The sequence below is a fragment of the Aeromonas sp. 604282 genome (assembly GCF_049170575.1).
GTDB classification, from domain to species: domain Bacteria; phylum Pseudomonadota; class Gammaproteobacteria; order Enterobacterales; family Aeromonadaceae; genus Aeromonas; species Aeromonas veronii_A.
On sequence record NZ_JAAKMV010000010.1, the window covers coordinates 123,766 to 148,416 of the forward strand.

Genomic DNA, 24,651 nt, shown 5'->3' on the forward strand with positions numbered 1-24,651 from the left:
GGGGAGGCACAGCGCCTCCCCTCTCTCATCAGTCGTTGACGGGCGTCAGCCAGCCCCACTTGTCTTCGGTCTGGCCGTTGAACAGGCCGAAGAAGGCGTTCTGCAGCCGCTCGGTCACCGGGCCACGGCTGCCAGCGCCCACCTTCATCCGATCGACGGAGCGCACCGGGGTCACTTCGGCGGCTGTGCCGGTCATAAAGATCTCGTCTGCAACGTACAGCGCCTCACGGGGCAGCGCCTGCTCGCGCACCTCGTAACCCAAGTCACGCGCCAGCGTCATGATGGTGTCACGAGTGATGCCGGGCAGGATGGCGGCGGTAGCGGGCGGGGTGAACAGCGCGCCATTCTTCACCAGGAACAGGTTCTCCCCCGCCCCTTCGCTCAGGTAGCCGTTCACATCCAGCGCCAGCCCCTCGGCAAAGCCGTTGCGCTTGGCCTCGCGGCTGATGAGCTGGGAGGAGAGGTAGTTGCCGCCCGCCTTGGCGCCGGTGGGAATGGTGTTGGGCGCGAGCCGGTTCCAGGAGGTGACGCACACATCCACCCCGTTTTTCAGCCCCTCTTCCCCCAGATAGGCGCCCCACGGCAGGGCAGCCACCATCAGGTCAGCCTTGGCATCCAGCGGCGGATGCAGCCCCAGCCCCACGTTGCCGACAAAGGCCAGCGGGCGCAGGTAACCGCTCTTCAGGCCGTTCTCGCGCACCACGGTGCGGCAGGCTTCATTCACGTCGGCCTCGCTGTAGGGAACGTCCATCCAGTAGATCTTGGCGGAGTCGAACAGGCGGCGGGTGTGCTCCTGCAGACGGAAGATGCAGGTGCCCTTGGGGGTGTCGTAGGCGCGCACCCCCTCGAACACGGAGGAGCCGTAGTGCAGGGCGTGGCTCATCACGTGCACCTGGGCATCCTGCCAGGGCACCAGTTTGCCGTTGAACCAGATGTATTGCGGGTGAGTGGCAGATTGGGAAGGCTGTGACATTGGCTTGGCTCCTTAAGCTCTGATCCGGGGTTGCTGTTCCAGTGCATCGACCCGGGAGACGTCCACCAGCTTCACCAGCTGGCTCCACAACTGCTGGATGGGACGCACCGACTCGACAGTAACCGTGATCCGCAGCTGTTGGCAATCCTGCTCCATATTCAAGGCGCAGAGATTGAAGCCACGGTGGCGCACCACCCGCAGCACCCGCTCCATTACTTCCGGTCTGGGCTGGGCATGGATATGCAGGGTGTGCTGTGCAAATGCTGGCTGTGCAAGGGGGTGCGGGTTCATGGGCGTTGCTCCATCATCTTGTGGTTGGCGACTCCTGGCGGAACCAGGGGCCAGACGTTTTCTTCCTCTGAAATGGCCACATGCAGCAGATAGGCGCCGTCGTGCGCCAGCAGGCGGTCAAGAGCAGGCGCGACCTCCTCCTTGCATGTGATGGTCTCGCCCGGAATGCCGAAGGCGGCGGCCAGGGCAACGAAATCGGGATTGTCGGAGAGGATGGTCTCGCTGTAGCGGCCGTCGAAGAACAGCTCCTGCCACTGGCGCACCATGCCGAGGCGCTGGTTGTCCAGCAGCACCATCTTCACCTTGAGCTGAGCGCGGCGGATGGTGCCGAGCTCCTGCACGTTCATCATGAAAGAGCCGTCACCGCTTACCAGCACCACTTCATCCTGCGGGCGCGACATCTTGGCCCCGATGGCGGCCGGCAGACCGAACCCCATGGTGCCGAGACCGGCGCTGGAGAGGTGGTTGCGCGGGCTGGTGAAGCGCATGTGCTGGGCCACCCACATCTGGTGCTGACCCACGTCGCAAGCCACCACGCTGCTCTCCGGCAACTTGGCAGATAGCTGTTTGAGCAGAGCCGGGGCATAGATGGCCTGACCCGGGTGGTCGTAGCGAAACGCATATTCGCGAGCCATGGCGGCGCAGTGTTCACGCCAGGGGGCGATGTCGAGAGTCATGGCGAGGCGCGGCAGCACCTGTTTGAGATCCGTGGTGATACCCACCTCGGCGGCGCGGCGCTTGCCGAACTCGGCGGCATCTACATCGAGATGGATCACCTTGGCTTCGGGGGCGAACTCCTCCAGCTTGCCGGTCACCCTATCATCGAAACGGGCGCCCACCACCAGCAGCAGATCGCACTGCTGTACCGCGTAGTTGGCCGCCTTGGTGCCGTGCATGCCGAGCATGCCGAGATAAACGGAACTATCGGGGTCGAGCGCGCCAATCCCCTTGAGGGTGGTGACCGCAGGCATGCCGGTTGCGGCAGCAAAGTCACGCAGTTTCTGTTCGGCGTTAGCCATGCCCACCCCGCCACCGACGTAGAGCACCGGACGCTCGGCAGCGGCCAGCAGGGTGCGGGCTGCGATCAGCTCCGAGGGATTGAGCGCTTCCGGCTCTTCCACCGCAAACAGCGGGCTCTGGGGCGGCACGGCAGCCAGTTGCACATCCTTGGGGAGATCGATCAGCACAGGGCCGGGGCGACCTTCGGTGGCGATGGCGAAAGCTTCTGCCAGCACGCGCCCCAGATCGGCGGCATCAGTCACCATAAAGGAGTGCTTGGTGCAGGAGAGTGACATGCCGAGCACGTCGACCTCCTGAAACGCATCGGTGCCGATGGCGGAACAGGGCACCTGACCGCTGATGGCCACCAGCGGCACCGAATCGAGCAGCGCCTCTGCCAGACCGGTCACCAGATTGGTGGCGCCGGGGCCGGAGGTGGCGATGCAGACCCCCACCTGACCGGAGGCACGGGCATAACCCACCGCCGCCATGGCAGCGCCCTGCTCGTGGCGGCAGAGCTGATGGGCCAGACCACCGTCATACAGGGCATCGTAGACCGGCATGATGGCCCCGCCCGGGTAACCAAACACCTGGGTCACACCCTGTTTTTTGAGAGCCTGTACCAAAAACTGCGCGCCGTTCATGTGGAAAATCCTGTCCTTTGGTCGAAAAAAAACCCCCGGGCTGTGAGGCTCGGGGGTCGCTTGTTTCGTTCTGTCCGGTGGTGGGTCTATCCCTTGTTCCGTGCAGCTAAACGAGCCCCGAGCGGTGAGATAATAATCACCACTAGGACCACAATAATGCTGACGAAACGGGAGGCCATGTTCATAGTTACAACCGGAAATCCTGTGAAATTGGGGCGGTTTCTACCGCGAATGGCTATTAGAACTAGCACGGTGTTTTTTATTGGGCAAGACTTTTTTCTATGACAACCCACTGATTTTGGCTATTCCCCAGCCAGAACTCTGGAATAAAAAACCAACAAAAAGCAGTTAGTCAGAACATATATCAACTCAAGGACGGGATTTATGTCATTAGCTGTGGTTTATAGCCGTGCCAGCCTCGGGATCGCGGCCCCGCAAGTTACAGTGGAAGTTCACCTCTCCAACGGCCTGCCCGCCTTCAACATGGTCGGCCTGCCGGAAACCTCGGTGAAGGAGTCGCGGGATCGGGTGCGCAGCGCCCTGCTCAACGGCAATTTCGAGTTCCCGAGCAAACACATCACGGTCAATCTGGCCCCCGCCGATCTGCCCAAGGAGGGAGGCCGCTTCGATCTGGCTATCGCTATCGGCATTCTCGCCGCTTCCAAGCAGATACCGGCAAAATATCTGCTCGATCACGAATTTTTAGGGGAGTTGGCCCTGACCGGCGAGATCCGCCCCGTGCTCGGGGTGCTGCCCGCCGTACTCGCCTGCCGGGATGCGGGACGCACCCTGCTGGTGCCGCGGGAGAACGGCCCAGAAGCTTCTCTTATTCAGGATGCCGAGGTGCGCACCGCCCACCAGTTGCTGGCCGTCACCGCCTGGCTGGCCGGCCAGTACGAGCTGCCACTGCCGGATCAACAAAGCTCGGAGAGCCTGCCCGATGTACCAGATCTGCAGGATGTGATCGGCCAGTCACAAGCCAAGCGGGCGCTGGAAATCGCCGCCGCCGGCAGCCACAACCTGCTGTTCATCGGCCCGCCCGGCACTGGCAAGAGCATGCTGGCCAGCCGTCTGCCCGGCATTCTGCCACCGCTGAGCGAGCAGGAGGCGCAGCAGACCGCCGCCATCCACTCCATCGGAGGTCTCACACCGCGCGCTGGTCACTGGCACCACAGACCCTATCGCACGCCCCACCACAGCGCCTCGGCAGTAGCGCTGGTGGGCGGCGGCAGCCACCCGCGGCCCGGCGAAATTTCGCTGGCCCACAACGGGGTGCTGTTTCTGGATGAACTGCCCGAATTTGAGCGCAAGGTGCTCGACTCCCTGCGCGAGCCGCTGGAGACGGGCCACATCACCATCAGCCGGGCCGCCCGTCAGGTGGATTTCCCCGCCCGATTCCAGCTGGTGGGCGCCATGAATCCCAGCCCCTGTGGCCACTATGGCGACGGCCAGACCCGCTCCAGCCCAGATCAGATCTTGCGCTACCTCGGCAAACTCTCCGGCCCCTTTCTCGACCGCTTCGATCTGACTGTGGAAGTGCCACTGCTACCCAAGGGGAGCCTGACCGGCAAGGCGGAGCGGGGCGAATCGAGCCAGCAGATCCGCGATCGGGTGCTGGCGGCGCGGGAACGGATGCTGAGCCGTAACGGCAAGCTCAACAACCTGCTGGATAGTCGCGAGATAGAGGATATTTGCCGACTATCACCGCAAGATGCCGAATTTTTGGAAAGTGCCATCCAGAAGCTGGGGCTCAGTATCAGGGCCTGGCATCGCATCCTGCGGGTGTCGCGTACCATTGCCGATCTGGCAGGGCAACCGGCTATCGGCAAGGAGCATCTTATCGAGGCGCTCGGCTACCGGGCCATGGATCGGCTGCTGTCGCGGCTGCGCAGCAGCTGACAGAAGGGAAAGGGTGAGTCCGGCGCCATAACTGCTCTGAATGGTCTCGCGGGCCATCGGCTGATATTATGGCCACAGATCTGACCACTTGATGGCCCTTTATCGACAGCAAGACGGACCCGACTCATGCCCAACAAGCTGATAGAGCGACTGCGCGGCAGCCTCTCCACCCTGCTCTATTTTTTCAACACCCTCTTCTGGTTTGTTCCCATCTTCTCGCTGGGTCTGCTCAAACTTCTGCTCCCCCTCAAGGGGTGGCGTACCCTCTGCAACTGGCTGCTGGATGGCTGTGCCAGCTGCTGGATCGGTTTCAACAATTTGATCCAGAAAACCATCATCAGAACCCCTTTCGATGTGGTCGGAGTGGACAAAGGGCGCCGGAATGAGTGGTATATGGTGATTGCCAACCATCAATCCTGGGTCGACATACTGGTACTGCAGCGGGTTTTTAACCAAAAAATCCCATTCCTGAAGTTTTTCCTCAAGAAAGAGCTGATTTGGGTACCTTTTCTCGGTCTGGCATGGTGGGCGCTCGACTTCCCCTTCATGCGGCGATATTCCAGAAAATTTCTGGAAAAACATCCCCATCTGAAGGGAAAAGACATTGAAACGACCCGTAAGGCCTGCGCCAGGTTCCGCCACATTCCTGTGAGTGTGATGAACTTCGTCGAAGGCACCCGCTTCACCGGCAGCAAGCATCAGAAGCAGGGCTCGCCCTATCGTCATCTGCTGCTCCCGAAAGCGGGGGGCATCGCCTTTACTCTGGCCGCCATGGGTGATCAGTTGCATCAACTGGTGGATGTCACCATCGCCTATCCGGACGGCATCCCCAGCTACTGGGACTTCATGTGCGGCCGGGTCGGGCAAATAAAGGTTCAGGTCCGCTATTTGCCGATCGACCGCAAGCTGGTGGGGGATTACTTCAATGACCCCGAGTTCCAACAAGAGTTTCAACAGTGGTTGAACGGGATCTGGCACGAAAAGGACCAGACCCTGAGCCAACTGCTGGCAACCAAGGCGCAGTAAACATTCATGCTATCCCTGCTTCCCGGCCCGCTGGTGCTGATCATCAGCGCGGGCCTGACCATCCTTTTCACCGCCTTGTGCGCCAGCCTGATCCTGCTGGTGTCGCTGGCCAAACTGCTGCTGCCGATCCCGGCCTTTGGTCGCGCCTGCAGCCGCCTCAACAACCGCTTCATGAGACTGTGGCTGGCCTGCAATGCGCTGGTGATCCGCCTCACCACCCGTATTGACTGGCAGGTGGAGGACAATACCAAGCTGCGCAAGGATGGCTGGTATCTCATCATCAGCAACCATATGAGCTGGACCGATATCGTGGTGCTCGGCCACCTGTTCCGCGACCGGCTGCCGGTGCCCAAGTTCTTTATGAAGCACGAGCTGATCTATATCCCGCTGTTGGGGCTCGCCTGCTGGGGGCTCGATATGCCCTTTATGCGTCGCTACTCACGGGAGTTTTTGCTGAAGAACCCGCACCTGCGCGGCAAGGATATCGAGACCACCCGCAATGCCTGCGAGAAGTTTCGCCATATCCCCACTACCGTCATTAATTTCGTGGAAGGGACCCGCTTCACCGAGCAGAAACGGGATGCTGCCCGCTCCCGCTATCGCCACCTGATGCCGCCCAAGGCGGCAGGACTGGCCTTTACGCTGGCCGCCATGGGCGAGCAGTTCGACAGCCTGATCAACGTCACCATCCGCTATCCGGACAACGCCGAGACCCCGTTCAAGGACTTCCTGATGGGACGGGTAAAACGCATTCAGGTGCGGATCGAGGAGCTGCCGGTGGATGAGGCGCTGATTGGGGATTACTTCAACGACAAGCAGTTCAAGCGCGGTTTTCAGGAGTGGCTAAACCAGCGCTGGCAGGAGAAGGACGAGGTGCTGGAGGGGTGGCAGAGCGGTCAGTCACCGCTGCCGGTTGCCGCCAAATCCGGGGAAGAATCCAAAGAGAGTGCCGAGGCCAACTCGGCCAACTGATCTTCGGAAAAGACCACAATCCCGTGGCGGCGCAGCAGGGCGGTGGTCTTGCCCTCGCCCGCCACAGAAACACCTTCGAAGCGGCCGTTATAGATACGGCCGCTGCCACATGAGGGGCTCCCCTCTTTCAGAAGGGCAAAGCGAATGCCCTGCGTCTGACAGATTGCCAGCGCCAGCTCGGCGCCACGGTCGAACTCGGCAGTCACATCCAGCCCGCTCGCCGTCACTACCCGCTCGCCCTGCCGCTCGGCAGGAGGGCGCGGAGTCGGTAAACCGCCCGCCACTTCGGGGCAGAAGGCCAGCACCCGCCCCTCGGCACCCAGCTCACTCAGCCAGTCGCTGACGATCCCCTTGCTCTGACCGTCGTAACGCACCGGCTGACCCAGCAGGCAGGCACTCACCAGCACCTTGTGCACGCCGGTCTCACTCATGCTTCCGCTCCGTGCATCACCTGATCGAACATCACGCAGCAGGGGCTCTCCAGCCGGTAGAGGATAGCGGGACGCTGTTTGCCGGTGCGCTTGCGGCCGGTATCCACCAGAATGCCGGCGCGATGGATCCGCTTACGAAAGGCGGCCGTATTCATGGGTGTTTGCAGGATGATTTCGAAGGCGCGCTGCACCTCGGATAGGGTGAACTCGGGCCCCAGCAGTTGCAGCGGCAGGGTGCTGTAGCGGCTCTTGATCCGCAGCCGCTCCAGCCCCTTGGCGATGAGCTGAACATGGTCGAAGGCGAGGCTCAGCCCCGGCAGGTTGGCGAGTGGATGCCAGCAGCCGTGGATCGCTTCCACTTCCGGATCCACAAGGCAGAGATAGACCAGGGTCGTGGACCAGCCGCGGGGATCCCGCTCCAGATTGCCGAGGGTGCAGACCTGCTCGCTGTAGCAGTGACCGAGCCCCCACTCCGCCAGCAGACGGCGCTGGGCGGCATCCAGATCCCGATCCCGGGTCTCGTCGATGCGCAGCGCAGGCAGTTGCCAGCAGTGGGCAAAGGGGGGGCGATCGCGGGTCTCGAGGAGCAGCTCGAGCCGCTCCTCATGCAACCGCAGCACCACCATATCCAGACTCATTCTCAGCATGCCGATCGCCCTGCTCGCCTTCCATTAATGTTTGGTAGATAATATCACACGAATAGTATGTGCAGGAGCCAATCATGGGAACCGTCGCCAGCCTGGATATTGATGCGCAGAAGGGCTTTACCCCCCTCTGCCCGAACGAACTGCCCGTCGCGGGCGGTGATGATATTGTGGCTGCGCTCAACGCTCAGGCCACCCTCGCCACGCTGCGGATCGGCAGCAAGGACTCTCACCCTGCCAATGCCGACTGGGCCGTTTCTGACCCCGCCGGCATGCTGCTGCCGCTGGATCTGCCCAACGCCGACCTCACCTGGCCGGTGCACTGCGTACCGGGTAGCAAAGGCTTCGAGCTGCTCGACGGCCTACCCGCTCCCATCGACTATGACTTCTTCGTCTGGAAGGGGGTCGAACCGGATCTCCATCCCTACGGCACCTGCTTCCACGACCTGGCCGAACGGCGCAGCACCGGACTCATCGAATTCCTGCAAGCCCGCAAGGTCGATACCGTACTGGTCGGCGGCCTCGCCACCGACTACTGTGTCAAAACCAGCGTGCTGCAACTGCGCCGCGCCGGTTTCCGGGTGATCGTCCATCTCGATGCCTGCCGTGGCATCGCCCCCGCGACGGTTGCCAGCGCCCACACCCAGATGATTGAGGCTGGCGCCGAACTGGCCCAGACCCTGATCGATGTACAACGCCTGCTGGACGCCTGATATGCCACCGATTCTTACCAGCCTGCTCGACACCGACGCCTGCACGTTACATATGCGGCAGGGGAGCTCCATCGTGCTCACCAGTCTGCGAGGAGCCTGATATGCCCCCAATCCTCACCAGCCTGCTCGACACCGACGCCTACAAGCTGCATATGCAGCAGGCGGTGTTCCATCGCTATCCGGATGCCGAGGTGGTGGCCGAGTTTCACAGCCGCAATGAAGAGGATCTGCTGCCCATGATGGGGCAGATCGAGGAGCAACTGCGCCTCGCCGGTTCCCTGCGACTGACCAGGCCAGAGCTCGATTTTCTGGCCGAGCGTCCCTTCTTCACCCCTGACTACCTCGACCACCTGCGCCGCAAGCCGCTCGACGCCTCCCTGCTCAAGGTGTTCGAGCAGGATGGCCGCATCAATGTGCGGGTCGAGGGCCCCTGGCAGGATGTGATCCTGTGGGAGATCCCGGTGCTCGCCATCATCAGCGAGATGCGCAACCGCTTCCGCTACCCCCAGTTCGGCGTCAGCCACGCGCTGGAGCGGCTCGATCAGAAGATCGACAAGCTGGAGAAGGAGCTGAGCAGCGACGAGATGAGCGAGTTTAACCTCATCGACTTCGGCACCCGCCGCCGCTTCTCTCACGCGGTACAGGATGCGGTAGTGGGTCGCCTCAAGGAGCGGCTGCCGGCGTTTCGCGGCACCAGCAACTACATGCTGGCCCAGAAGTACAAGCTGCCCGCGGTCGGCACCCAGGCCCATGAGTGGTTCCAGGCGCACCAGCAGCTCGGCTTCCCGCTGGAGCACAGCCAGCGCGCTGCCCTCACCAGCTGGCTGGACGAGTTCACCGACCATCTCGGCATCGCCCTGACCGACTGCATCACCATGGATGCCTTCCTGCGGGACTTCGACTTCGAGCTGGCCAGCAGCTATCAGGGCTTGCGTCACGACTCCGGCGATCCCGTGGTGTGGGGCGAGAAGGCGATCAGCCACTATCAGCGGCTCGGCATCGACCCCACCGACAAGACCCTGGTCTTCTCCGACGGGCTCAACCTCGACAAGGCGGTGCAGCTGTTCCGCCACTTCCGTGGCCGCATCAACACCAGCTTCGGCATCGGCACCAAGCTCACCTGCGATCTGCCCGGTGTCAGCCCGATGAACATCGTCTTCAAGCTGATCGAGTGCAATGGCGGCCCGGTTGCCAAGATCTCCGACAGCCCGGGCAAGACCCTCTGCCGGGATGCGGAGTTTATCCGCAACCTCAAACAGGCGTTCCACGTCGGGGTCTGATCTTCGAAATCGCCAGAAAACAAAAAGCCCGCCGGTTCACACCGGCGGGCTTTTTATCGACTCAAGGGGTATCAGTCTTTCTTGGCCAGCAGGAACTGCACCAGCTTGTTGAACTGCTCTTGAGAGGTGATGGATTCAATCTTCACCATGTACTTGCCGTTCACCAGGAAAGCCGGTACACCGCGAATGTTGTAGCTCTCGGTGTTGCGATCAAACTGGGAGACCATGCCGGAGACGGCGAAGCTGTCGACGGCACCGTCGAACTCTTCAGCCGGTACGCCGTTATCCACGAAGATCTTCTTCACATCGTCACGGCTCATCGGCGGCTGACGCTGGGTGTGGATCTTGTTGAAGATGGCCGGAGTCAGCTTGGCTTCAGCGTTGAGCAGGCTGGCAACGGCGTAGGCACGCTGCATCTCGGGGCCCATTTCGCGGCCGAGGAAGGCAACCGGGTTCTTCTTGAGGGGCACACCCTCTGGCAACCCGGCCTTCAACTGTTCAACGATCGGTTCGAAGGTAGCGCAGTGCGGGCAATAGTAGGAGAAGAACTCCATCACTTCCGGCTGAGCACTGCCAGTCTGTTTGACCACATCGTAGTTGACGCCTTCCTTGAACTCGGGGGCGGCGTGAACCATGGGGATCATCAGCATGGCAGCAAGGAAAAATAGAACTTTTTTCATGATGTTTCCTGTTAAGGGATCACTGTGAGGCACGCCCGGCGAACCGAAGCAGTGCCAAGCCTATTGTTTCGCCATGCTGACGTCAATGGTCAGGGCCGGAGATCGAGTCCCGCTTTCCTCGCAAGATCCCTTCTATTTCACCAGTTTGGCATCAGGCTCAACGGTGGCGCCTTGAGTGCCTCCAGCTGATCGTGCAGTGTCGCTATCTGTTGACGCCAGTAGTGATCGGTATTGAACCAGGGGAAGTGACGGGGGAAGGCAGGATCTTCCCAGCGCCGTGCCAGCCAGGCCATGTAGTGAACGATGCGCATCGCCCGCAGCGGCTCGATCAGCGCCAGCTCCCGCGAGTCGAACTCCATAAACTCCTCGTAGCCCGCCAGCAGGGTATCGAGCTGGATCTGCTGCTCGTGGCGCTCGCCGCTCAGCATCATCCAGAGATCCTGAATCGCGGGGCCGGTGCGGCAATCATCGAGGTCGACAAACATGGGGCCATCGCACCAGAGGATGTTGCCCGGGTGGCAATCGCCATGCAGGGAGATCTGCGCCACATCCAGGGTCATGGCGTCGCTGACATGCTTGATCAGCTCGTCGAGTACCCCGAAGAATTGCTTCGCCAGCCCGCTTGGCAGCCACTCGCCAGACGCCAGCAGCTGACGCGGTTCATGCAGCATGCTCTCCACATCGAGCCGCACCCGATGGTGAAACGGCTTGCTGGCGCCGATCTGATGAATGCGACCGAGGAAACGCCCCACCCACTCAAGCTGGTCGAGATTATCCACCTCGAACTGGCGGCCACCGACGCTCTGCCAGATGGCAAAGGGGTAGCCCTCGTGCTCCAGCAGGGTCTCGCCCGCGAAGGCGAGCGGCGCGGCGACCGGGATCTCAGCCTCTGCGAGACGGGTGGCAAACTCGTGCTCTTCGAGGATCTGGGCCCGGCTCCAGCGGCCGGGACGGTAGAACTTCACCACATAGCGGCGACGATCCTCATCCTGAAACTGATAGACCCGGTTTTCGTAGCTGTTGAGCTCGATGAGGCCGGAGTCGAGTCGCAGGCCACTGAGATCAAGCGCATCCATGATGAGGTCGGGATTGAGGTCGGAATAGTTGAAACGCATGTCATCCACCATAAGAAAGGGGCGCCGTTGCGCCCCATTCTATCACTACTGACCGCCATTGCCGTGCTCGCTGGTGACCGGATTGGTGTCACATCCGGCACACCACCACATGCAGTTACAGCCGGCTGATAAACTTGCTGCCCTGGCGCAGGTTGCCCTTGCTGTCATCAGGGGCAGCTCCCTCCCGCTTCAGCACGAACTGGATATCCAGCGTTGGTCGTTTCAGGTTGTAGGGGTCGACCGCCAGACTGACCGGCAGGGTATAGATCTCGCCCGCCTTCAGGGTCACTTCACGGGGGCCGAACCACTGATACTCGGGCAAGCCCTCCACATCCAGCTGGTAGGTCTGGGACTGCAGGGTCTTGTTGAGGATCTTGAGGGTGTAGGTGTTCTCAATCAGCCCCTCGCTGTTTTCGCGGAACAGCTGGTTGCGATCCCGCAGGATATCGAGCCCCATCGGCATGATGGACATGGCGTTGTAGACAAAGACCCCCAGCATCACCGCCATCACCAGCCCGTAACCAATCAACTTGGGCCGAGCCACATGGGTGGAGTCGTTGGCCAGCTTGTGCTCGGTGGTGTAACTGATGAGCCCTTTCGGGTAGCCCATCCGCTCCATGGTCTGGTCGCAGGCATCGACGCAGGCACCGCAGTTGATGCACTCATACTGCAGGCCATCGCGGATATCGATACCGGTCGGGCAAACCTGCACGCAGAGATCGCAGTCGATACAGTCACCCAATCCCATCGCCTTGGGATCCGCCTTGCGGGAGCGGGCGCCACGGGTCTCGCCACGCTTGGTGTCATAGCCGACGATGAAGGTGTCCTTGTCGAACATGGCGGACTGGAAGCGGGCATAGGGGCACATGTGGATACACATGATGGCACGCATCCAGCCCGCGTTGCCGTAGGTGATGATGGTGAAGAAGATCACCCAGAACAGCACCCATCCGCTGGCCTGCAGAGTGAAGAGGTCCGGCACCAGTTCAGTTACATCCTGGAAGTAGGCGACGAAGGTCAGGCCGGTTACCAGCGAGATCGCCAGCCAGGCCAGATGCTTGCCCCCCTTGCGGGCCAGCTTCTCGCCGCTCCAGGGCGCCTCGTCCAGCTTGCGCCGTTTGTTGGCGGGCCCTTCCAGCTTCTCTTCAAACCAGATGAACATGAAGGTCCAGACCGTCTGCGGGCAGAGATAGCCACACCAGACCCGACCTAGGAAGGTGGTAATAAAGAAGAGCCCGAAGGCGGCGATCATGAAGAGCCAGGCGAGCAGGGTCAGATCCTGCGGCCAGATGGTGGCACCAAAGATATGGAACTGCTGGTGACCGAGGTCGAACAGCACCGCCTGTCGCCCGTCGTAACGCAGCCAGGGCAGCAGCACGAACAGCGCCACAAAGAACCAGCCCATGGCCTTGCGCATCCGCTGCCAATACCCTTTCTGAGCCCGCACATAGATGCGGTTGCCCGGGTTGAATCTGTCGTCGCTGGCTTTGAACGTATTGGGGTTGAAGGTCCCGGTTACGCCCTTGTCGGTGACGTCCTTGATATCGATTTTATCGTGGTCGGCCATTGCAAGACATCGCTCCCTTATTTGTTATGGAGCGGATTATATCTTAAACAGCATGCTAATTGTGTGGATTAGATGTATCTAATATTGGGGTTGGATCGCAATTTTCGGCAACAAAAAAGCGCATCACCCCGGGGTGATGCGCTTCCGCTAAAGATTCACTTGATTCCGCGGGCCTTGAGCAGTGCCTCTTTGAAATCGGGCACGTGATCCTTGGCCAGACCGGGGATCATCGCCTGCTTGTCGGATTCCCGCATCTTGAGGTGATAGATCAGCATGTCGTCGGTCAGCTCGGACAGAGGCCCTTCAAATCCCGCTTCTTGGGCCAGTTTGGCAACAAACTGCACCAGGCTGAGATCCTGTTCCTTGATCCAGGCAGGCTGCAACAACTCCAGCAGCTCTTCGATACGATGACATTGCATAGACAACCTCTTTAATCTGTCACGTTAAATTCAGGCAACCTTACCCATCAAGGCTACTTCGATTCGATCCCGCCCATTATGCTTGGCCTGATAGAGTGCCGCATCCGCTTTTTGGATCAAATCGGCGATTTTCATGCTGTTGTCCGGTATCAGTGTCGCAACACCAAAACTACATGTGACCCGACCGGAGACCAGTGACTTCTGGTGCGGGATGGCCAGCTCCTTGAGCGCCTGCCGCACATTGTCGGCCACCTGCAGTGCCCCCTGCATGCCGGTGCAGGGCAGCAGCAAGGCGAACTCTTCGCCCCCGTACCGGGCCGCCAGATCGTCCTCGCGCCGCTCCACCTCGGCCAGCAAGCCAGCCACCTGTTGCAAACAGTCATCCCCCAGCTGATGGCCGTAGAGATCGTTGAACTGCTTGAAGTAATCCACATCCACCAGCACCAGCGACAACGGCGCCCGGGCGCGATGGCAGCGCCGCCAGGCCCGCTCCAGAGAGTCGTCGAGATGGGCGCGGTTGGCGATGCCGGTCAGGCCGTCGAGGCGGGAGGTGAGACGCAAATGCTCGGAGACCGCCTTCAGTTCGGCCACCAGCTCGGCGTTGGAGAAACGGTGGTGGAGCGAGGCGATCTGATCCCGCCGCATCCGGCGCAACAGGGTCGGCAGAAAGACAAACAGATAGCCCGCCAGCATGCAGGAGACAATCCGCTCCTGCTCGTTGCCATTGCCCAGCTCGAACAGCATCGCCATGCCCAGCGGCAGGGCGGAACCATAGAGGGTGCGGCGGCTGCCAAACAGCATGATGGCGCTGCCGGTAAGAATGAGACTGGAGAGCATCATCATGGCGGCCCGGTAGGTATCGGGCAGCTTGTCCATGTAGAGCAGCACCCCGAGGGCCCAGATGATGGAGGTGATGGTGGCTCCGATAAAGAGCTCCCGCTCCAGCACCGGCAACGGCGTCTGGTGCAGGCGGGCTCGGCGCCAGCGCAGGTGCCAGCCCCGACCCAGTAGCCACAGGAAAGTGCCTGCCAGCCAACCGAGTGCTTCGATGGCGGGTAGATAGTCGTGAAACAGCAGACTCCAGCCAAATGCCAACACGCCCAAACAGGGGAGACTGAACGATGCATGGGTATAGAGCTGGGCCATGATGGCCTGCTTAACCTGACGTGTCACACTCTGGGTCAACTGAGTACTCCTGTACAAGAGCCGAGCAGTCTACCATTACCCCCTGACCCGCAACAATAAAGCGCCGCTTATTAAGAAGTTAATCAATCAATAACGATTTCTTCTGCGCTGGCAGGTGAGTCCTTGCTCACCCCTTCTCCAATTCATCGAGGATCGGGCACTCGGGATTTTCATCCCCGTGGCAGCAGCAAACCAACCCTTCCAGGGAGGTAAGCATGGCCTGCAAACCGGCAATGCGGGCGCGCAGATCGACGATCTTCTCCTGCGCCAGCTTCTTCACCTGGGCGCTGGTTCTGTGTTCGTCCCGATAGAGTGCCAGCAGCTCCTGACACTCTTCCAGATTGAAGCCGGTCTCCCGCGCCCGCTTGACGAAACGCAGCTCGCGCAGCGCCCCCTCGGTGTAACTGCGATAACCGTTGTCACTGCGTACCGGGGCTGTGATGAGGCCAATGCTCTCGTAATAACGGATGGTCTTGGCGGTCAGCCCAGTGGCCTTGGCAACCTTGCTGATGTTCATTTATGCCTCCTTACTGATCGGGTTGGATGCTGGCCCGTGCGCCGCCCTGGGCTGCCAGCGTTTCAATAACAGGGAATTGCTCAAAACGGTGATGCTGCTCAGGGCCATGGCCGCCCCCGCCAGCTCGGGGCTCAGGTAGCCTAGCGCCGCCAGCGGAATGCCAATGATGTTGAACACGAAGGCCCAGAACAGATTCTGCTGTATGGTGCGCCAGGTCGCCGCCGAGATATCGATGGCATCGGCCACCAGCCGCGGATCAGAGCGCATCAGGGTGATGGAAGCGGTCTCCATCGCCACGTCGGAGCCGGAGCCCATGGCGATACCGACATCCGCCGCCGCCAGCGCCGGGGCGTCGTTCACCCCGTCCCCCACCATGGCCACCATCCCGCGGGTTTGCGCCCGCAGCGCCTCCACTTTCTCCACCTTGCCCGCTGGCAGCACGGAGTCAAAGGCCCCGTCCAGCCCCAGCTTGGCGGCGACATGGGCCACCGGCGCCGGTGCATCGCCGCTCACCAGCCAGCTGGCGATGCCGCGCTGGCGCAGGGTGGCGATGGCTTCCGGGCTCTCGGGGCGCAGGGTATCGGCCAAAGCAGCGATACCAACCACAGCACCGTCGATGGCAACCCAAACCCGGGTCGCCCCATCGGCGGCTTGTTCATCCTGTTGCGGCGGTTCAATGCCGAGCTGGGCTAGCAGGGAACCATTGCCGATGGCGACACTGTGGCCCGCCACCTGACCGACTATGCCGGCACCGACCCGCACCTCGACCGCGTCGGGCTGAGGCAGTGCTACCCCGCTGCCGACCGCCTCGCGCATCGCCAGCGCCAGCGGGTGTTCGCTCGCCTGCTGCAGGGCGGCGGCGAGACGCAACTGATCGGCAGTGCCACTCCAGCTCGCCAGTACAGGCTTGCCTTGAGTGAGCGTGCCGGTCTTGTCGAAGATCAGCGCCTTGATGGCGTGGGCCTTCTGCAAGGTATCCACATCCTTGATCAGGATGCCGTGGCGCGCCGCGACGCCAGTGCCGGTGACAATGGCCGCCGGGGTCGCCAGCCCCAGCGCACAGGGGCAGGCGATCACCAGCACCGCCACCGCTGCCAGCAGCGCCTGACCGAAGTCGTTGCTGATGGCGTACCACACCAGCAGGGTGAACAGGGCAATGGCCATCACCACCGGCACAAACACGGCGGAGACCTTGTCCACCAGCTGCTGCAGCGGTGCCTTGCCCATCTGGGCACTCTCCACCAGCGCGATGATCTTGCTGAGGCTGGAATCCTCCCCCACGGTCGTGGCTTCGATCTCCAGCACGCCGGAGCGGTTGATGGCTCCGCCCAGCACCTTGTCGCCCGCACTGCGCGGCACCGGCAGACTCTCGCCGGTGAGGATCGATTCGTCCAGTTCGCTGGCGCCGCTAACGATTTTGCCATCCACCGGCACCCGCTCGCCCACCAGCACCCGCAGCCGATCGCCGCGCAGCACCTCGTCGATGGCGACGCTTTGCCAGCTCTCGCCACGCCAGACGGTGGCGGTTTCCGGCCGCAGCGCCATCAGTTCGCGAATGGCGGACTGGGTGCTGCGTCTGGCCCGTGCCTCCAGCAACTTGCCGAGGGAGATCAGGGTAATGATGATGGCGCTCGCCTCGAAATAGAGCTTGCCGCTAGCAGCCATCCCCAGCGTCAACAACAGATAGAGGCTGTAGAAGTAAGCGGCGCTGGTGCCGGTTGCTACCAGCACATCCATATTGGCTGCGCGGTTCTTGATGGCGAGCCAGGCACCGCGATAGAAGCGGGCGCCGATCCAGAACTGCACCGGGGTGGCGAGCAGCGGCTCCAACCAGGCGGGCAGATGCCAGGGGAACAGTCCGGCCATGGCCAGCATCCCCACCAGCAGCGGCAACGTCAGCAAAGCCGAGACGATGACCCGGGTCTGCGCCTGACGGGCTGTGGCGGCCTCCTGCGCTTCCCGCTCCAGCAACTGCTGGCGGCGGCCGCTGGCCGAGCCCTGCGCCAGCTGGGCGCCAAAGCCGAGCGCCTCGATCTGCTCGCGCAAAGCGGCGGGCGTCTGCATCCCGGGGACCAGTACGATGCGGGCCTGCTCGATGGAAAAGTTGACGTCAGCAGAGATAACGCCGGGCAGCGCGGCCAGTATCTTGTTCAGGCGGGCCGAGCAACCGGCACAAGTCATACCGGTAATTTGGAACAAAAAGGTCTCGCTGCCGTAGTCGTAACCCTGACTCTTGATGCTGTCGAGCACCGCAGGCAGGCGATCGGGGCTGGCCAGCTCGATGGCCGCCTGCTCCAGCGCGAAGTTGACGGTGGCCGATACCCCGTCGAGTTTGTTGAGGCTGGCCGCGATGCGGCCTGCGCAGTTGGCGCAGCTCATGCCGCTGAGCGGCAACTGCAGATGAATGGGTGATTGAAGATGAGTGGTCATGTTGTTCCTCCCCGGAACCCGTCGGCACCACAAAACGCCGACTGGCAAACCCTAACCTTTACTGTAAGGGCAAGCTCAAGCCACATGATCCACTTTTTGCAGATGAAAAAACGGCGCCCGTTTGCTGCCAGAGAGCAAAGAGGCGCCGCATTCAGCTATTGCGCGGTGTGAGCGGAACTCAGATACCGTACTGGGCGCGGTAAGCCTTCATGGCCGCCAGCTGTGCTGCCAGCTCCGGCTGCTCGACCTGCTGCTCTTCCAGATAGGCAATCAGGTCGCTCATCTGGATGATGGCGATGATGTGGGCGCCGTAGTCACGCTCCACCTCCTGAATGGCGGAGAGCTCGCCTTTACCCTTCTCCTGACGATCCAGCGCGATCAGCACGCCCGCCAGCGAGGCGCCGTTGGCCTGGATCAGATCCATGGATTCGCGGATGGCGGTGCCGGCGGTGATGACGTCGTCCACCAGCATGATGCGACCCTTGAGCGGGCTGCCCACCAGATTGCCGCCCTCGCCGTGATCCTTGGCCTCCTTGCGGTTGAAGCACCAGGGCACGTCCACATCGTGCTGCTCCACCAGCTGCACGGCGGTGGCGGAGGCGATGGGGATCCCCTTGTAGGCCGGGCCAAACAGCACATCGAACTCGATACCGGCATCCATCAGGGCGGCGGCATAGAAGCGGCCGAGACGGGCCAGATCGCGGCCGCTGTTGAACAGACCGGCGTTGAAGAAGTAGGGGCTTTTACGACCGGATTTCAGGGTAAATTCACCGAATTTGAGGACCTGTTTCTCCAGGGCGAACTCGATAAATTGACGCTGGTAGGCTTTCATTCTGGCTCCTTGCTTGGCTTGTCGTTGTCTTGTGTGGGGGTATAAAAAAACGCGGTCAATGCCGCGTTTTTAAAATCAGGAGAGCGACTGCTTCTGCAGCGCAATGATGTCGGCGATGCCGCCCTTGGCGAGCGCCAGCATCTCCAGCAGCTCCTCATGGGTGAAGGGCTCGGCCTCCGCGGTGCCCTGCACCTCGATGATGCGACCATCTTCGGTCATCACCACGTTCATGTCGGTCTCGGCGGCGGAGTCTTCGATGTACTCCAGATCGCAGATGGCTTCTCCCTGATACATGCCGACGGAGACGGCGGCGATCATCTGCTTGAGCGGGCTCTGCTTGATCATGCCCTTCTCGACCATCCAGTTCAGCGCATCCACCAGCGCCACGCAGGCACCGGTAATGGAGGCGGTGCGGGTGCCGCCATCGGCTTGCAGCACGTCACAGTCAACTGTGATGGAGTGCTCGCCCAGCGCAGTCAGGTCTACCGCTGCGCGCAGGGAGCGGGCGATCAGCCGGGAGATCTCCAGAGTGCGGCCACTCTGCTTGCCGGAGGCCGCTTCGCGGTTCATCCGGGAGTGGGTGGAGCGCGGCAGCATGCCGTATTCTGCAGTCACCCAGCCCTGGTTCTTCCCTTTCAGGAAGCGGGGCACGCTGGTGTCGACGCTGGCGGTGCAGAGCACGCGAGTGTTACCGAACTCCACCAGCACTGAGCCTTCTGCATGTTTGGTGAAATTGCGGGTAATGGTAACCGGGCGAAGTTGCGCGGCACTGCGATCGCTTGGACGTGACATGGAACGGACCTCTGGGCTGGCTCAAATTGGCGGGGGATTATAAGTGATCCCGCCCCAAATATCAGCCGCTAAAACCACGGCATCGGCTGACGAGCAGGGCCGGGCTGAGTATACTGGCCGCACACTTCATCAAGCCCGGAACAATCAATGATTCACAGCATGACCGCCTACGCCCGCAAGGAATTCAAGGGCGACTGGGGCACAGCCGTTTGGGAAATTCGTTCGGTAAACCAGCGCTATCTGGAAACCTACATTCGCCTGCCGGAGCAACTGCGCAGCCTGGAACCGGTTCTGCGTGAGCGTTTCCGCGCCAAGCTGCAGCGCGGCAAGGTGGAGTGCAACCTGCGCTTCGAGGCCGCTCAGGCCGCCGCCAGCCAACTCCATATCAATGAAGAGCTGGCCAAGCTCATCATCGACAGCGCCAGCTGGGTAATGAAAGAGGCGGGTCAGGGCCAACTCAATCCGGTCGACGTACTGCGTTGGCCGGGCGTCATGGCTGCCGCCGAACAGGACATGGACGCGGTCGCCACCGAGCTGCTCGGCGGTTTTGACCAGACCATGGAAGATTTCCTCGCCTCCCGCGCCAGCGAAGGGGCCAACCTCAAGGCGCTGATCGAGCAGCGTCTGGCCGGTATTCAGGTGGAAGTGAAGAAGGTGCGCGTCCACCTGCCGCAGATCATCGAGTGGCAGCGCCAGAAGCTCACCGACCGTCTGGCCGAAGCCAAGGTTGAGCTGGATCCGGCCCGCATCGAGCAGGAGATCGTGCTGCTGGCCCAGAAGATCGACGTGGCCGAAGAGCTGGATCGTCTGGAGATGCACATCAGCGAAACCAACAAGATCATGAAAAAGGGTGGCGCCTGCGGCCGTCGTCTCGACTTTATGATGCAGGAGTTCAACCGCGAGTCGAACACGCTTGGCTCCAAGTCCATCAACGCCGAAGTGACCCAGTCCGCCGTCGAGCTGAAAGTCCTGATCGAGCAGATGCGCGAGCAGATCCAAAACATCGAATGATGGGTCGCTGACTATCCGGTTGTTGCCTGCAAAAGAGCCCTTGATTCCTCAAGGGCTCTTTTATTTTCTGGCCATGAGATTTCCACCAGTGAGCCAACGAGCGAGAGACGCCCTAGCCTATAGGCATCACCAGTGCCGGTTGGTGCGGGTCGCTCAGCCGCTCGGCGAGGTAGTCCACCAGCATCCGCACCTTGGGGGAGAGGTGGCGGTTATGGGGATAGAGGGCCCAGATCCCCTCCGCCGGGGCCCGCAGTTCGGGCAGCAGCTCGATCAATTCGCCTCGGGCCAGATGGTCGCTCACGTAGTAGTCCGGCAGCTGGATGATGCCGATTCCCTTGAGCGCCGCATCCAGCAGGGCGTGGCCGCTGTTGCACTGCAGCAGGCCGCGCACCCGCACGCTGTGGGGGCGGCCATCCAGAGTGAAGTGCCACTCGTCGCTGTTGCCCACCAGACAGGTGTGGCGGGTCAGCTCGGAGAGGCTGTTGGGCATGCCGTGGCGAGCGGTGTAGGCCGGTGAGGCGCAGACATAGGGCACCCGCTGCGCCAGCTTGCGTGCCACCAGCGTCGAATCCTTGAGGTGGCCAAGCCGCAGCGCCAGATCGTAGCCTTCGTGCACCAGGTCCAGCAGCTGGTTGGTGAGGTTGAGGGTCACCTCCAGCTGGGGGAAACGCACCATGAAGTCGTTTACCAGCGGGGCGATGCGGCTCTCGCCGTAGGAGACGGGTGCCGTGATGCGCAGCGACCCTTGCGGTACCGCCTGATGGCGCCCCACCGCCAGCTCCGCCTCGTAGAGGTTGTCCAGCAGCTGACGACAGTGGCGATAGTAAATCTCGCCAAGTTCGGTGAGCCGCACCTGACGGGTGGTGCGCAGCAGCAGCTTGGCCTGCAGCCGATCTTCCAGCTGTGCCACCTGACGGCTGACCTGCGCCACCGACACTCCCAGCTTGCGCGCCGCCGGGGTAAAGCCCCCCTGCTCCGCCACGCTGACAAATTCACAGATCCCTTCCCAGCCGAACATTATTACCTGTGTGTAAAAGTGATTTGAGATTTGCCCTCATTATCACCAAATCGGCGGGAAACTACACTGACTGTCCGAACTCATCTCTGTTCACCCTGCTCAACAAGAAGGATGTCATTCATGGCACAGGTTCAAAGCATCAAGTGTAAAGCCGCCATCGCCTGGGGCCCGGGTCAGCCCCTCTCCATCGAAGAGGTCGAGGTCATGCCGCCGCAAGCGGGCGAGGTGCGGGTGCGCATCGTCGCGACCGGCGTCTGCCACACCGATGCCTTCACCCTCTCCGGTGAGGATCCGGAAGGGGTCTTCCCCTGCATTCTCGGCCACGAGGGGGGCGGCATCGTCGAATCCGTCGGCGAAGGGGTCACCACCGTCAAAGTGGGGGATCACGTGATCCCGCTCTACACCCCCGAGTGCGGCGAGTGCAAATTCTGCAAATCCGGCAAGACCAACCTCTGCCAGAAGATCCGCGCCACCCAGGGCAAGGGGCTGATGCCGGACGGCACCACCCGCTTCTCGAAAGATGGCCAGCCCATCTATCACTACATGGGCACCTCCACCTTCAGCGAATACACGGTACTGCCGGAGATCTCCATCGCCAAGGTGGACCCGGCCGCCCCGCTGGAAGAGGTCTGCCTGCTCGGCTGCGGCGTCACCACCGGCATCGGCGCCGTGATGAACACCGCCAAGGTGAAAGAGGGTGAGAGCGTCGCCATCTTCGGGCTGGGTGGCATCGGCCTCTCGGCGGTGATCGGTGCCCGTCTGGCCAAGGCCGGTCGCATCATCGCCATCGACATCAACGAGAGCAAGTTCGAGCTGGCCCGCAAGCTGGGTGCCACCGACTGCATCAACCCGAACGATTACGACAAGCCCATCCAGGAGGTGATCGTCGAGCTGACCGACGGCGGCGTCGACTTCTCCTTCGAGTGCATCGGCAACGTCAAGGTGATGCGCGCGGCGCTGGAGTGCTGCCACAAGGGCTGGGGCGAATCGGTCATCATCGGCGTCGCCGGAGCGGGTCAGGAGATCAGCACCCGTCCGTTCCAGCTGGTCACCGGCCGGGTCTGGCGCGGCAGCGCCTTCGGCGGGGTACGCGGTCGCAGCGAACTGCCGAGCTATGTGCAGCGCTACATGCAGGGTGAGTTCCGCCTCGATGACTTCATCACCCACACTATGCCGCTGGAACAGATCAACGACGCATTTGATCTGATGCACCAAGGCAAAAGCATCCGCACCGTCATCCACTACTGAGCATGATCACCCCGCCCGCCATCGTGGGCGGGGTGCAGGAGTCCTTCGATGAATCTGGAGATTATCAGCAGCAACAAGAGCTTCGGCGGCTGGCACAAGCGCTATCGCCACCACGCCAGCGTGCTCGGCTGCGAGATGAATTTTGCCATCTATCTGCCGCCTCAGGCCCTCACCGGCCAGAAGGTACCCGTGCTCTACTGGCTCAGCGGCCTCACCTGCACCGATGAGAACTTTATGCAGAAGGCGGGTGCCCAGCGCATCGCCGCCGAGCTCGGCATCGCCCTGGTGGCGCCGGACACCAGCCCCCGCGGCGACGGCGTAGCGGACGATCCCGGTTATGACCTCGGCATGGGGGCAGGCTTTTACGTCAATGCCAGCCAGAGCCCCTGGCAGGCGCACTACCAGATGTATGACTACGTCACCCGCGAACTGCCTGACTTGATAGAGACCCACTTCCCGGTCTCGACCCGCCGCGCCATCAGCGGCCACTCCATGGGCGGTCATGGTGCGCTGATCGCCGCGCTGCGGGAGCCGGGTCGCTACCGCTCGGTCTCGGCGTTCAGCCCGATCTGTCACCCGAGCCGCAGCCCCTGGGGCCAGAAGGCGCTCGGGGCGTATCTCGGCAGCAATCCTCTGCTGTGGCAGGAGTGGGATGCCTGCCAGCTGCTGCGCCACCAGCCGGTCACACCGCTGCCAATCTTGGTGGATGTGGGGCTGGATGATCCCTTCCTCGCCGAGCAGTTGCATATCGATGCGCTGGCCGAGGTAGCGGCCAGCAAGAGGTGGCCGCTGGAGCTCAACCGCCACGAAGGCTATGACCACAGCTACTACTTCGTGGCGAGCTTTATCGAGGCGCACCTGCGCTTTCACGCCCGCCACCTCTGATCAAAACAGGCCCGTTGCGGGCCTGTTTCAGTTGTGGTGATCGGAAGCGTCAGCTGCCGGCACGGGTTACCCCGCCGGAGCCCACGATCTGCTGCTCCACCTCGGGGTCACCCCAGTAGGTGATGTTGCCAGTGCCTGCGATGCCGATCTTGAGCGTTTTCTGGGCCCGCACCTCCACATCACCGCTGCCGGCGATATTGACCTCGACCTCGTTGCCACGCATTTCGCTGCCCAGCACATCGCCAGCACCGGCAATGTTCAGCTCGATGCTGGTGGCAGAGCCGCTCCCCAGCTCCATGCTACCTGCACCAGCGATATTGCCTTTCAATCGCTGTACCTCCAGCTGGCTGGCGACGATCCCACCTGTTCCCGCCACCGACAGCTCCAGCGCCTCACCCTTGAAGCCGCTCAGATCGCCGTTGCCGGTACCTGCCAGCGCCATTTCACTGAGCTCTGGCAGGGTGATGGTGATCTCCAGCGGTTCGGTAGGCCGCAGTCGGTAACCATCCTTCACCTCGATCTCCAGCTTGCTGCCGCGCTCGGTCAGCTCCAGATACGGCAAGAGATTTGCCTGCCCCTTGATCAGGATGCCGCGCTGCTCGCCTGCCACCAGATGGAGGGTGGCCGGAGTTCCCGCCAGCACCCGGGTCACCCGCTCGCCCAGTGCCTGCTGGCGCTCGACCGGGACACCTTCCCCCTTGATCTCGGTGTCGGCAAAGACGTTGCAACCTCCCATCACCAACGCCACCAAGACGCCAATCATCCACCGCATAACTGTTCTCCTTTTTATTTATTGATAAGCCACCTGACAGGCCCTGTTCGAAACCACAAAAATAGAGGCCGTATGAAACCACAGATAGCAATGGCCATGCCAGAAGCTAACTATATGATTTTCAATGAAAATAAAATCAACAGTAAGAAGTGGCACACATTAAAAAGAGCCATTTAGACCACCATTTGGCGAATCTGACCATCCCCTAACAGGCAGGTGGAGAGCTGGCTGGCGAGCCGTCCTGCCGGTCGCTACGCTGACAAGCCCTGGAAGTTTTGGATTGCCCTGCCGCTCTGTTGAGCCAATAG

Annotated in this window: 24 protein-coding genes; 8 read left to right on the forward strand and 16 right to left on the reverse strand. The window is 61.7% G+C overall.

Annotation, left to right across the window (positions count from 1 at the left end; genetic code table 11):
- Positions 1-28: 28 nt before the first annotated feature.
- Genes G5367_RS13355 through ilvG form a run of 3 tightly spaced genes read right to left on the reverse strand, consistent with a single transcriptional unit; the run spans position 29 to position 2,907 of the window.
- Entirely contained in the window at positions 29-973 is a 945-nt protein-coding gene (locus G5367_RS13355) for a branched-chain amino acid transaminase (RefSeq protein WP_421244899.1), read from the reverse strand.
- A 12-nt stretch (positions 974-985) separates the two neighbouring features.
- Positions 986-1,264, reverse strand: coding sequence for an acetolactate synthase 2 small subunit (ilvM, locus tag G5367_RS13360; RefSeq protein ID WP_064337574.1), 279 nt, complete (start codon positions 1,262-1,264; stop codon positions 986-988).
- Positions 1,261-2,907, reverse strand: coding sequence for an acetolactate synthase 2 catalytic subunit (ilvG, locus tag G5367_RS13365; RefSeq protein ID WP_421244898.1), 1,647 nt, complete (start codon positions 2,905-2,907; stop codon positions 1,261-1,263). The genes ilvM and ilvG overlap by 4 nt, the downstream gene beginning before the upstream one ends.
- 384 nt (positions 2,908-3,291) lie before the next feature.
- On the opposite strand from ilvG, the gene G5367_RS13370 reads away from it, so the two are divergent.
- From G5367_RS13370 to G5367_RS13380, 3 genes are all read left to right on the forward strand, one after another.
- Positions 3,292-4,806, forward strand: coding sequence for a YifB family Mg chelatase-like AAA ATPase (locus G5367_RS13370; protein WP_421244897.1), 1,515 nt, complete (start codon positions 3,292-3,294; stop codon positions 4,804-4,806).
- Between the two features lie 126 nt (positions 4,807-4,932).
- Entirely contained in the window at positions 4,933-5,832 is a 900-nt protein-coding gene (locus G5367_RS13375; RefSeq protein ID WP_421244896.1) for an acyltransferase, read from the forward strand.
- A 6-nt stretch (positions 5,833-5,838) separates the two neighbouring features.
- Complete coding sequence (locus G5367_RS13380) at positions 5,839-6,804, forward strand: acyltransferase (protein ID WP_421244895.1); 966 nt, start codon at positions 5,839-5,841, stop codon at positions 6,802-6,804.
- On the opposite strand, the gene G5367_RS13385 is transcribed toward G5367_RS13380, so the two are convergent.
- Together G5367_RS13385 and G5367_RS13390 are read right to left on the reverse strand one after the other, a co-directional pair.
- Positions 6,729-7,235: a DUF523 domain-containing protein gene (locus G5367_RS13385; protein WP_421244894.1), complete on the reverse strand. Its 507-nt coding sequence runs from the start codon at positions 7,233-7,235 to the stop codon at positions 6,729-6,731. The two genes, G5367_RS13380 and G5367_RS13385, sit on opposite strands and share 76 nt — an antisense overlap.
- Positions 7,232-7,882, reverse strand: coding sequence for an NUDIX hydrolase (locus G5367_RS13390; RefSeq protein ID WP_421244893.1), 651 nt, complete (start codon positions 7,880-7,882; stop codon positions 7,232-7,234). The genes G5367_RS13385 and G5367_RS13390 overlap by 4 nt, the downstream gene beginning before the upstream one ends.
- Before the next feature lie 74 nt (positions 7,883-7,956).
- On the opposite strand from G5367_RS13390, the gene G5367_RS13395 reads away from it, so the two are divergent.
- On the forward strand, positions 7,957-8,592 hold the full coding sequence (locus G5367_RS13395; RefSeq protein ID WP_005357452.1) for a nicotinamidase: 636 nt from the start codon (positions 7,957-7,959) through the stop codon (positions 8,590-8,592).
- A gap of 101 nt (positions 8,593-8,693) precedes the next feature.
- Positions 8,694-9,872, forward strand: a complete 1,179-nt coding sequence (gene pncB, locus G5367_RS13400; RefSeq protein ID WP_005342020.1) for a nicotinate phosphoribosyltransferase — start codon at positions 8,694-8,696, stop codon at positions 9,870-9,872.
- A gap of 71 nt (positions 9,873-9,943) precedes the next feature.
- On the opposite strand, the gene G5367_RS13405 is transcribed toward pncB, so the two are convergent.
- The 9 genes from G5367_RS13405 to rph form a co-directional block, all read right to left on the reverse strand.
- Complete coding sequence (locus tag G5367_RS13405) at positions 9,944-10,552, reverse strand: thiol:disulfide interchange protein DsbA/DsbL (protein ID WP_005356138.1); 609 nt, start codon at positions 10,550-10,552, stop codon at positions 9,944-9,946.
- A 137-nt stretch (positions 10,553-10,689) separates the two neighbouring features.
- On the reverse strand, positions 10,690-11,679 hold the full coding sequence (locus G5367_RS13410; protein WP_421294482.1) for a serine/threonine protein kinase: 990 nt from the start codon (positions 11,677-11,679) through the stop codon (positions 10,690-10,692).
- A 103-nt stretch (positions 11,680-11,782) separates the two neighbouring features.
- A complete protein-coding gene (gene ccoG, locus G5367_RS13415; RefSeq protein WP_421244892.1) occupies positions 11,783-13,234 on the reverse strand; it encodes a cytochrome c oxidase accessory protein CcoG in 1,452 nt (483 codons plus the stop codon).
- A gap of 155 nt (positions 13,235-13,389) precedes the next feature.
- Positions 13,390-13,653 carry a YihD family protein gene (locus G5367_RS13420; RefSeq protein WP_005339598.1) on the reverse strand — a complete coding sequence of 88 codons (264 nt, stop codon included), beginning with the start codon at positions 13,651-13,653 and terminating at the stop codon, positions 13,390-13,392.
- A gap of 30 nt (positions 13,654-13,683) precedes the next feature.
- Complete coding sequence (locus tag G5367_RS13425; protein WP_005339596.1) at positions 13,684-14,838, reverse strand: GGDEF domain-containing protein; 1,155 nt, start codon at positions 14,836-14,838, stop codon at positions 13,684-13,686.
- A gap of 127 nt (positions 14,839-14,965) precedes the next feature.
- Positions 14,966-15,355, reverse strand: a complete 390-nt coding sequence (cueR, locus tag G5367_RS13430) for a Cu(I)-responsive transcriptional regulator (RefSeq protein ID WP_005356117.1) — start codon at positions 15,353-15,355, stop codon at positions 14,966-14,968.
- On the reverse strand, positions 15,356-17,785 hold the full coding sequence (locus tag G5367_RS13435; protein WP_421244891.1) for a heavy metal translocating P-type ATPase: 2,430 nt from the start codon (positions 17,783-17,785) through the stop codon (positions 15,356-15,358). It lies immediately after the preceding gene.
- A gap of 178 nt (positions 17,786-17,963) precedes the next feature.
- Positions 17,964-18,617: an orotate phosphoribosyltransferase gene (gene pyrE / locus G5367_RS13440; protein WP_421244890.1), complete on the reverse strand. Its 654-nt coding sequence runs from the start codon at positions 18,615-18,617 to the stop codon at positions 17,964-17,966.
- 75 nt (positions 18,618-18,692) lie between these two features.
- On the reverse strand, positions 18,693-19,409 hold the full coding sequence (gene rph, locus G5367_RS13445) for a ribonuclease PH (protein WP_005339589.1): 717 nt from the start codon (positions 19,407-19,409) through the stop codon (positions 18,693-18,695).
- Positions 19,410-19,556: 147 nt separating this feature from the next.
- Between rph and G5367_RS13450 the strand changes: the two genes are divergently transcribed.
- On the forward strand, positions 19,557-20,420 hold the full coding sequence (locus tag G5367_RS13450) for a YicC/YloC family endoribonuclease (RefSeq protein ID WP_005342032.1): 864 nt from the start codon (positions 19,557-19,559) through the stop codon (positions 20,418-20,420).
- Between the two features lie 112 nt (positions 20,421-20,532).
- Here the strand turns inward: G5367_RS13450 and G5367_RS13455 are convergent, their stop codons facing one another.
- Positions 20,533-21,438 (reverse strand): LysR substrate-binding domain-containing protein, encoded by a 906-nt coding sequence (locus G5367_RS13455; protein ID WP_043851532.1) that lies wholly within the window; start codon positions 21,436-21,438, stop codon positions 20,533-20,535.
- Positions 21,439-21,558: 120 nt separating this feature from the next.
- On the opposite strand from G5367_RS13455, the gene G5367_RS13460 reads away from it, so the two are divergent.
- Complete coding sequence (locus tag G5367_RS13460; RefSeq protein ID WP_216979865.1) at positions 21,559-22,686, forward strand: S-(hydroxymethyl)glutathione dehydrogenase/class III alcohol dehydrogenase; 1,128 nt, start codon at positions 21,559-21,561, stop codon at positions 22,684-22,686.
- Between the two features lie 48 nt (positions 22,687-22,734).
- Complete coding sequence (gene fghA / locus G5367_RS13465) at positions 22,735-23,571, forward strand: S-formylglutathione hydrolase (RefSeq protein ID WP_421244889.1); 837 nt, start codon at positions 22,735-22,737, stop codon at positions 23,569-23,571.
- Positions 23,572-23,620: 49 nt separating this feature from the next.
- Here fghA and G5367_RS13470 read toward each other — a convergent pair whose 3' ends face one another.
- Positions 23,621-24,343 (reverse strand): head GIN domain-containing protein, encoded by a 723-nt coding sequence (locus tag G5367_RS13470; RefSeq protein ID WP_421244888.1) that lies wholly within the window; start codon positions 24,341-24,343, stop codon positions 23,621-23,623.
- Positions 24,344-24,651 lie beyond the last annotated feature (308 nt).